The sequence below is a fragment of the Bacillus sp. NH11B genome (genome assembly GCF_001884205.1).
GTDB classification, from domain to species: domain Bacteria; phylum Bacillota; class Bacilli; order Bacillales; family Bacillaceae_G; genus Bacillus_A; species Bacillus_A proteolyticus.
Genome location: NZ_MAOG01000132.1, coordinates 136,690 through 145,366, shown reverse-complemented (window position 1 = coordinate 145,366; position 8,677 = coordinate 136,690). Strand labels below are relative to the sequence as shown.

The following is an 8,677-nucleotide window of genomic DNA, read 5'->3' as shown; positions in this document are numbered from 1 at the left end:
TGAAAAAACAGGGAATTTTAAAGGAGCAAAATTCCCATATGTTGCCGCAAATTTCTATAATAAATCCACCGGGCGTCTATTTTTACCACCATTTACTATAAAAAAGGTACAAGGAGTCCCTGTTGGCTTTATCGGAGTCGTAACAACAGATGTTCCTAACGTTGTTATGCCTACTATGCTAAAGAATGTAGAAATTACAGATGAAGTTGAAGCCATTAACAAATCCGTAAAGCAATTGAAAGAACTAGGCGTTAAATCTATCGTTGTTCTTGCGCATAACGGAGGTACAACAGATGAGAACGGCGTAACAAATGGTGACCTAGTCCGAATAGCAAATGAGACTGATCCAGAAGTCGATGTTATTTTTGGAGGGCATAGCCATACCTATGTAAATGGAACTGTTAATAATAAACTTGTCGTACAAGCAAATTCTTATGGAATGGCTTTTGCTGATGTTGATGTAAAGATTGATCGTAAGACAAAAGATATTGTCGAGAAAAAAGCAGAAATTGTTACAACTTACCATGAAGGCATAGAGCCTGATAAAAAAATAAAGAAGAAGATGGAGAAGTATCAAGCTAAAATCGCACCTCTTGTCAATGAGGTTATTGGTAAGTCTACCACTCCACTAGATCGCAAACTAAATACGGCTGGTGAATCTACTCTCGGCAATTTAGTTGCTGATGCCCAGCGTGCAACAATGCAATCCCAAATTGCTTTTATGAACCCTGGTGGTATTCGTAATGACTTAGATGCTGGTGATATTACATGGGGAGAAATATATGGCATTCAACCATTCGGAAATCAATTAATAAAGGTTAATTTAACGGGTCAAGACATACGTGATATTTTAAATCAACAATGGCAAAAAGACATCACAAGAATGCTTCAAATTTCAGGGATCCAATACACTTGGGATGCGAACAAGCCAAATGGAGAAAAAGTCACAAGTATTCGCTTAACAAATGGAGAAGAAATTATTCCTTCTAAAACTTACAGCGTTGTTGCGAATGCATTTCTAGCTTCAGGTGGCGATGGATTTGTGTCCTTTAAAAATGGGAAAGATGCTGAAACAGGACCAACTGATTTTGAAGCATTAGTAGATTATATAAAACAAGCAAAAGAACCAATTCAGCCTATTATTGATGGAAGAATCCAAAAAATAAATTAGCTTTCATTAATCTCAAAACACCTAACCTAGATTACCTGTTCGCTATACTTTTTAGTGTGCAGGTAATCTTATTTTTCTTGTTTGGGTTTGAAACAAAGTCCTACCGTGGTCAACGAATTTACCATCGATATGCAAAGCACCAAAAAAGTAAAGTCAACGTCAAATAATTTGAGCTGATTTGAATTATCTAGATATGTTTTCCATCTACAATACTGTATAACTCTCACCTGTTCAGAAAAACGGGTTTTTCTTTTAATAACTTTGCTTAGCGTACGAAATTCGCGTTTTGTTGGCGCTACTCCATCACCATCAAGCTATGAAAAGCAAATACCCCAAAACGAAAATATAAGCCGTTTTCTTTCAAAAATGCATGGAATTTTTAGCCTGTGTTGTTATAAAATTCTTAAGTTGATGGGTATGGGTTAAGACTTCGAAATATCATGCTTTCACATCAAATAACAAAGATGAAAAGGGCTTTCCATTATTATTTAAGTTCTTAACATTTCCACCTATACTGCTTGAAATATAGATAACTTATTTGTTTTAAGATCTTTCCCAATTCTATAAGTATATGATTCATTGGGCTCATCTTTAAATTGTACATTCATACCATGAAACCAATTTTACAATAACATCTGTTTTATTATTAAAATATTCCTTTTTTATTTTTTTGTTTCCTAGTATAGATGTTCCTTCTACTTCAATGAGGGAGGATTTATGGAACGGCAATATACAATCTCAAATTATGCACCACATATAAGGGGTACCGCCCAGCTAATATTTTAAAGCGCCACCAAACTCGACAGTTATATATGAGAATTAAGCTCATTTTTTCTTTTTGGGGTGAATCTGTTTTCTTAAGTTGATGGGCATGGGGTACCGCCAGTATGGTAGGAACATATAAAAATATAGTTATAGAAAAAGAGAGAGTGAATTCCTTTTAAGAGTAAGAATCCGCTTTTTTCTTGCTACTGATAATGAGACACTATATCTGACTTACATAAATATCCTATTTGTTCAAATTTGTCCTTGCTGATGGTACAATTAAAGTCATGGAGGGATATTATGTTAAATTTTTATGTAACACTGTTTCTTATATTCGGCACTGCAATATTCTTATTTTTTAAGTCTGGTTCACCAAAAATTAAGGCTAAAAACCTATCGTTGATAATGGTCTGTTTAGGGATAAATCTACTCACAAGTCCAATAGCTTTTTTTATAGGCGGGATGGCAACAGCCCCTCCAGATAGTACTGCACTTGATTTTTGGGGAGGATTTCTCTTCATTCAGGGAATACCGCTTCTCATACTACTTGCAGCTTTTTTGAAGTTGGCACTAGCAAAGAAAACAAAACAAGTATAGAAGCATATAATGAATAGGTGGATTCCTTGTGAGAGTAGGGATCCACTTTTTTCTTGCTATCAATAATGTTACGTTATGTTAACTTTATATGAATATCCTATTCATCCAAATGTACACAAAATAGGCCTTGCTAATGGTACAATTAGGATAACGTAGGAATATTATGGGATATCTTAATCAGCTTTATGTAATACTGTATTTTATAATCGGCCTTGCAGTATTCTCATTCTTCAATTCTGATTCACCAAAAACTAAGGATAAAAATCTAGCATTCATAATGGTCAGTTTAGGGGTAAATCTATGCACAATTCCAGTGGCTTTATTTATAGGTGTGATGGCAACAGACTCTCCATATAGTACTGAACTTGATTTTTGGGGAGGATTTTCTTTATTCAGGGAATACCGCTCCTCCTACTACTTGTAGCTTTGATATGGTGGTTTATCCGCAAGGGCAAAGAAAAAATCGACACATAGAATTTTAAAATGACTTCCGCTAACGATAAGTATGTAAATGAGCTGCCGATATGGGCAGCTCATTGTATTTTGCTTAACATGTTTTTTTCAAAAATGATATCAGTTAAAAGAACAAAAAACTAAGAATCTTATCTCTTTCTATTCATTCTTCAATTACCATCCACCTTTAGGTACAATCGTAAAGTCAATGTTGTTTACTGGGTCTTGACCTACCTTTAGTTGGTAGTAGAAACCCCTCCCATCTTTTACCTCGTTTAAGTCTACTCCACTATCTATTAGCTTATTTACTTCTTCAATAGTGAGCTTTGGGTCTGCAATACGAATGATGATTTCCATTAGTTTTCGATACTGCTCATTAGCTGTCTTATCCTCAAATACCAGTTTTTCAGTTGTAATCGAATAGGAGTTTGACAGCCAATCACTTTTACCCATTTTGGAATAAATTTCAAATCCTTTCCAGTCTGCTTTATAGATACGATCGTTTTCTTTATCACGATACTCTATATTTGAATCTTCGATCTCAATCATGCCATTTGAGTATTCTTTTAACTTATTTTCAAAGTCTAATCGATGTGTGAACCCGTCTTCAATAGTATCCTTAGTTAAAATATCTCGTCCGCAACTAGAGAGAATAAGTAGCAAAAAGATAGAGAATAAAATAGTGCAAAGATTTTTCATAGAATTTACCTCATTTGGTGTATTTTTAACATTTATATTTAAACATAACTTGATTTTAAGATAAATGGTGTATACAACTTTGTTTCAAATTCACAATAAAGATACAAAATAAAAAGTACCCCTAATGTAGTGGTACTTTTGTTGTTTTATAATTCCGTCAGCAATTCGAATTTTCTTTTTTGATCCGAAGATAGTTCATTTTCTACATAACTTTTTATAAGTAGATCAATTATTTCATGAGTATATTTGGCACTTTGACATCATTTACCGTATTCGTGTTTCCTCTACATTTTAGCTCCTTGGTTAAAAAGTCCTAATTGATTTTTGTTCCATAAAAGGGACATATAATGTAGTAACTGATCGCATAAATATAATCATAACATTTCCGCATTTCCATTGGATTTAATACTAATAAATTATAAATGAAACCGTATATAAAACTATACGGTATTCAAAAAGATTGCTATTATCCCTCATAATGAAAGGAGTTATTACAATCAAAAACAATAATAATCAACATCCACCGGACAAAATCGATAAGTGGTTGGTTTTTACTGGTTATGCAGCTTTTGTTTGGTCAGCTCTATTCGGGTTAATTCACATTTATTGGGCGGCAGGAGGTACTTTAGGATTTGAAGGCAGGACAATGGGCAAAGTGTTATTCATCATTAATCTAGTTGCGATTGCTCTATGTATAGTTGCTGCATTTACCGCACTTGCACTTGTTCAAGCATGGGGACGAAGATTTCCATCCTGGTTGTTGCTCACTGCAGCATGGGGAGCATGTGCGATTTTAGGTTTGCGGGGTGGCGTAGGGATAACTCAAAGCTTGTTGAACTCAGAATCCCTTTCTTTACTATTGGTAATTGTTGAACCGTTTTTCTTGTTAGGAGGAATCTTATATGGGCTACTTGCTTTTCTTTATATTTACACCTCCAATAATAAGAAAAAAATAGAACAAGACGGGATAAATATGAGGTAAACCTATAGTTATTCAAGAAACGGGCGCAATTACTGAGCAAGGAATAAATGTTCAGTTTAAAAAATGTTTTAGACTGAGCATCCTTGTCCTTAGTCTAATTGAATATTACTATTTGCACTTGTCTCATTAACTAAAATATAAATTTGAACTGACGAATCGTTTATATTTTATGATAAGGGTTTTATTAAAATAAAGTATTAGACTGTATAGTATCCTAACCGGAGCTGGCGTTGTCATCGGTAGAAGATACGTCGGTCCGTGGCTAATTTCTGTATACAAAAAAGCGAGAACCACCCTGCTTCGTGGAAAAGGTAAGGGCGGTTCTCGGCTAAAACGTTAATGCAATTGTCTCATAACCGCACCTACTACCACCACAATAGCAAGTTAGTTTACACAAGACAGAAGTTTCTCAGGCTTCTGTCTTCTTTATTTTATGCAAAATTCATACTACATACTCTATCATCAATGTAACACATTCTATTTATTTTTAGTCAAGATAAAAAACACCTGAAGGGCTCTCCTTCAGGTGTTTCTCTATTTTATGCTAACGCAGCTGCCTGCTCTTGTTGATCTACAGGAATTACAGCGTCTGTTAATGCTTTTTCTAGTTCTGCTGTATATTTCATTTCAACACTGTTATCATTAATAACGCTATAAAGATGTATACAGTGATGAAAGCCTTCTTAGATTTGGAGAATTTTGAGTATGATAAATAACACCTTAATTCGTTCAAAACTTACAATAATGATGGCCTATTATTTATTATCTTGATTTAATTCTATAGAAACCTTTCTTTTCCCTATTCGATTTGCAAAAGGAACAAAAATAATAAACGCCATTCCTAACATAACTCCTACAATAGTATTCACAAAAATAAAATCAATATATACTTTCCCATGATCAATTAAACTAATAGCATATGTTAATAGAATCCCGGCAAAAGTACCAAGTATTAATCCTATAAGGATATATAGAATAACTTGTGTCATTATGACCCTTATGATTCCTCTTTTATCAATACATATTGTCCTTAAAACAGCAAATTCTTTTCTTTTTGAATTTATATTATTAATAAGAGTATTAAATACTCCTAACATAACACTAAACACCATTACTATCATTACTACAATAAATATGGACCATCTTTCATAAAACATTTGTTTTGCCTTTTTGACCGACTGTTCATAGCTATTGATTTGTAATTCTGGATACTGTTTTTTTAATTCTTCTAATTGTTTCAAGGTATATTGTTCATCGTTGGAGCTAATAAATAAACGACTAAATACAGTGAAATCTGTATTAAATTCTTTATTTCTCCAATCCATATACATTTCTACATTTGAGCCAGATAATTTTTGAACGATTCCTCCCACAACAACTCTTCCATTCTCTTCTATTTTTTGTGAGGATTCTGAGTACATACCAAGAACAATACTATCCCCTACATGAAGATCATGTTGCAGCGCAAAACCTTTAGTAATAACAACCTTATTTTCCACATTTGTAGAAAGAAGTGGAAGTAAATCTTGTTTCTCCATCTCCTTTAAATCAGCTAATGCATAATTAAAAGAAACATATTGATCGCCTTTCTTCAATTCTGCAGAAACAAAATTACTTAGCGTGCTTACTTCCTTAACACTTTTTATTTTTTTTATCTCCGCTTGCAATTCTGCATGCTTAATTGTTGAATTTTTACTTAAATGACTTTTCACAATAATATTTGTTGGATATTCTTGTTTTAAATATTCTTCTTCATTCTTTTGAATAGTTTTTAATAGTGCCGATCCAAAAACAGCAATAATCATCATTGTACTAATAGTCAAAACAACAAATGTATTCTTTTTTACTTGTGGTATAAGATTCTTAATTGCTACAAATGATGTATTACCAGTAAGAAATTTAATGATAGGTAAAGTGCGCGTTAATAACGTTGGAAGATAAATAGGAAACAATATAAATATCCCTAATATTAATAACAGTGATCCAATTAATACAAACGCTACTCTTGTATCTTCTCCATAAGTTACAAACCTTCCTATAAGAATTAGAGCTATACTGATAAAAGTTATGAATTTCCCAAATTTCAAATACTTATTTTTATTAGAAAAATCGACTTTTTCATTGTCCTGCATAATTTTAAATGGCAACACTTTTGCACTCTTATAAGAGGGAAACAGCATGAATATTTCAATCAATATTGCACCAAAAATCATGACCATTACTGCTATTTTATAATCAAATCCTAACGAACTAATTTGAAAAGAAAATAATTTTTCCAGCCATTTTTGCAAGAATTGATTACTTATCACAGCTAGTACAAAGCCCAAGATAGTACCAATAATATTAATCAAGCTACATTGAAATAACACAACTTTAAATATTTGTTTTGTTGTCGCTCCAATGGATCTCATAATAGAAATTTGATTTTTATATTTATATAAAAACAATTCAAAATTAGAAATAATCATCAATGAAGTAACAACAAGCATGAGTACCGACAAGATAATCATAAATATATTTAATGAAGCTAGATTACTCTTTAGAAATTCATCTTCTTCTGTTACATCAATTCGTAAGTCCGAATCAATTTCTCTGATTTGATTAGCTAATGTTAGTACATCTTCATTTTCTTTCATCTTAATTAAAACATAAGTGGCTTCAATATTTTTACTATTCTTTTCCTGCATAAGTCGTTGAACTGTATCTTTAGATAACATAATTATATCAGGAGGCATCCCCGTTGCATCTAAATCTGTCAATAACTCTTTTATCTTATATTGTTTATTTTCTATTAAAATACTATCCCCTATTCGAACCTTCAATACTTGAGCTAATTCTTTATTAATTATCACTTCATTGGATTTTATATTCTCATTAAAATGATATTTACTTTTTGTTAGTACATCATTTTGAACCCCAACTGTATACATATTTGTGTTTAAACTATCTACTTTTAAACGTGTAACCAAGGCACTCGATGATTGTTTAATACTTTTTGAGGATGTAATTTTATCTAATAGGGACTTATCCATGACTTTTGTTTGATCACTACTGTAACCAACTGATAAATCCATATCTCCATATATCTGTTTAACTTTATTTTCTATTGAATATCTAGCATTTACCGAGAAAATTCCCATTGTGATAATTAAAGAAATGGACAACATCACACTAACAATTGATGACAATACAATAAATTTATTCGCTCTAAAAAAGCGTAATGCTATTCCCCTAATAGATCTAATCATTGCACTTTCTCCATCAACGTTTTAAACTTCTCTAAAATATTTTCCATATCGATCGGTCCATTATCGCATACATAATTGTCCACAATTTTTCCATCATGGAAAAAAATCACGCGATCTGCGTATGTTGCTACATTGGGATCGTGTGTAACTAAAACCATACTTTGATTTAATTTTTTTTTCATCTCTACTAACATTTTTAAAAGTTCTGTAGTTCTATTAAAGTCTAAATTCCCAGTTGGTTCATCAGCTAATACGATAGGTGGTGATGTAATTAATGCTCTTCCGATAGCAACACGTTGCTGTTGCCCCCCTGAAAGTTGAACTGGTCGATGATTAGACCAATTTTCCAAACCAACTAGTTCTATCATCTGCTGTACCTCAGTGTCTATTTCCTCTTTTTTTATATCTTTTAAAATAAGCGGTAATGCAATATTTTCTTTAACTGATAAATCTTTCAATAAGTTAAATGATTGAAACACAAACCCTATATTCTCACTCCGGTATTTTGTCGCATATGGTTCAGTAAACATAATATTTTTCACTTCCCCATTTAATAAAATAGTGCCTTCATCTGGACTATCTAAAGCACCTAATATGTTAAGTAATGTACTCTTTCCTGAACCACTTGTTCCCATAACTGCAAGTAACTCACCTCTATATAAATCAAAGGATACATTTTTTAGCGCTTTAACTTCATAGCCAACGCCCTTATAAGTTTTACACAAATTTTTCACAGATAATACAAACTGACTCTTGTCCATA

At 32.5% G+C, this 8,677-nt stretch carries 6 protein-coding genes and 2 pseudogenes; 4 read left to right on the top strand and 4 right to left on the bottom strand.

Features of this window, described 5'->3' with window-relative positions; all coding sequences use genetic code 11:
• Positions 1-1,171 (top strand): bifunctional metallophosphatase/5'-nucleotidase (locus BAU27_RS25210; protein WP_071772338.1); only part of this gene is annotated, 1,171 nt, incomplete at its 5' end.
• Between the two features lie 509 nt (positions 1,172-1,680).
• On the opposite strand, the pseudogene BAU27_RS33645 reads toward BAU27_RS25210, so the two are convergent.
• A pseudogene (locus BAU27_RS33645) lies at positions 1,681-1,785 on the bottom strand (DUF3139 domain-containing protein); the annotation flags it as partial.
• Between the two features lie 451 nt (positions 1,786-2,236).
• On the opposite strand from BAU27_RS33645, the gene BAU27_RS25205 reads away from it, so the two are divergent.
• Both BAU27_RS25205 and BAU27_RS33025 read left to right on the top strand, forming a co-directional pair.
• The gene (locus tag BAU27_RS25205) at positions 2,237-2,533 is read left to right on the top strand and encodes a hypothetical protein (RefSeq protein WP_071772337.1); all 297 of its coding nucleotides are present in this window, start codon (positions 2,237-2,239) and stop codon (positions 2,531-2,533) included.
• A gap of 163 nt (positions 2,534-2,696) precedes the next feature.
• A pseudogene (locus BAU27_RS33025) lies at positions 2,697-3,007 on the top strand (hypothetical protein).
• Positions 3,008-3,160: 153 nt separating this feature from the next.
• Here the strand turns inward: BAU27_RS33025 and BAU27_RS25195 are convergent.
• Positions 3,161-3,685 carry a hypothetical protein gene (locus BAU27_RS25195; protein ID WP_071772336.1) on the bottom strand — a complete coding sequence of 175 codons (525 nt, stop codon included), beginning with the start codon at positions 3,683-3,685 and terminating at the stop codon, positions 3,161-3,163.
• Positions 3,686-4,163: 478 nt separating this feature from the next.
• Between BAU27_RS25195 and BAU27_RS25190 the strand changes: the two genes are divergently transcribed.
• The gene (locus BAU27_RS25190) at positions 4,164-4,667 is read left to right on the top strand and encodes a DUF3995 domain-containing protein (RefSeq protein ID WP_071772335.1); all 504 of its coding nucleotides are present in this window, start codon (positions 4,164-4,166) and stop codon (positions 4,665-4,667) included.
• A gap of 755 nt (positions 4,668-5,422) precedes the next feature.
• Here BAU27_RS25190 and BAU27_RS25185 read toward each other — a convergent pair.
• Positions 5,423-7,915, bottom strand: a complete 2,493-nt coding sequence (locus BAU27_RS25185) for an ABC transporter permease (protein ID WP_071772334.1) — start codon at positions 7,913-7,915, stop codon at positions 5,423-5,425.
• Positions 7,912-8,676 carry an ABC transporter ATP-binding protein gene (locus BAU27_RS25180; protein ID WP_071772333.1) on the bottom strand — a complete coding sequence of 255 codons (765 nt, stop codon included), beginning with the start codon at positions 8,674-8,676 and terminating at the stop codon, positions 7,912-7,914. The genes BAU27_RS25185 and BAU27_RS25180 overlap by 4 nt, the downstream gene beginning before the upstream one ends.
• Position 8,677 lies beyond the last annotated feature (1 nt).

Bases quoted from the DNA above. Each gene is read 5' to 3' on its own strand.
- BAU27_RS25190 (WP_071772335.1), top strand. From the start codon at position 4,164: ATGAAAGGAGTTATTACAATCAAAAACAATAATAATCAACATCCACCG.
- BAU27_RS25185 (WP_071772334.1), bottom strand. From the start codon at position 7,915: ATGATTAGATCTATTAGGGGAATAGCATTACGCTTTTTTAGAGCGAAT.
- BAU27_RS25205 (WP_071772337.1), top strand. From the start codon at position 2,237: ATGTTAAATTTTTATGTAACACTGTTTCTTATATTCGGCACTGCAATA.
- BAU27_RS25180 (WP_071772333.1), bottom strand. From the start codon at position 8,676: ATGGACAAGAGTCAGTTTGTATTATCTGTGAAAAATTTGTGTAAAACT.
- BAU27_RS25195 (WP_071772336.1), bottom strand. From the start codon at position 3,685: ATGAAAAATCTTTGCACTATTTTATTCTCTATCTTTTTGCTACTTATT.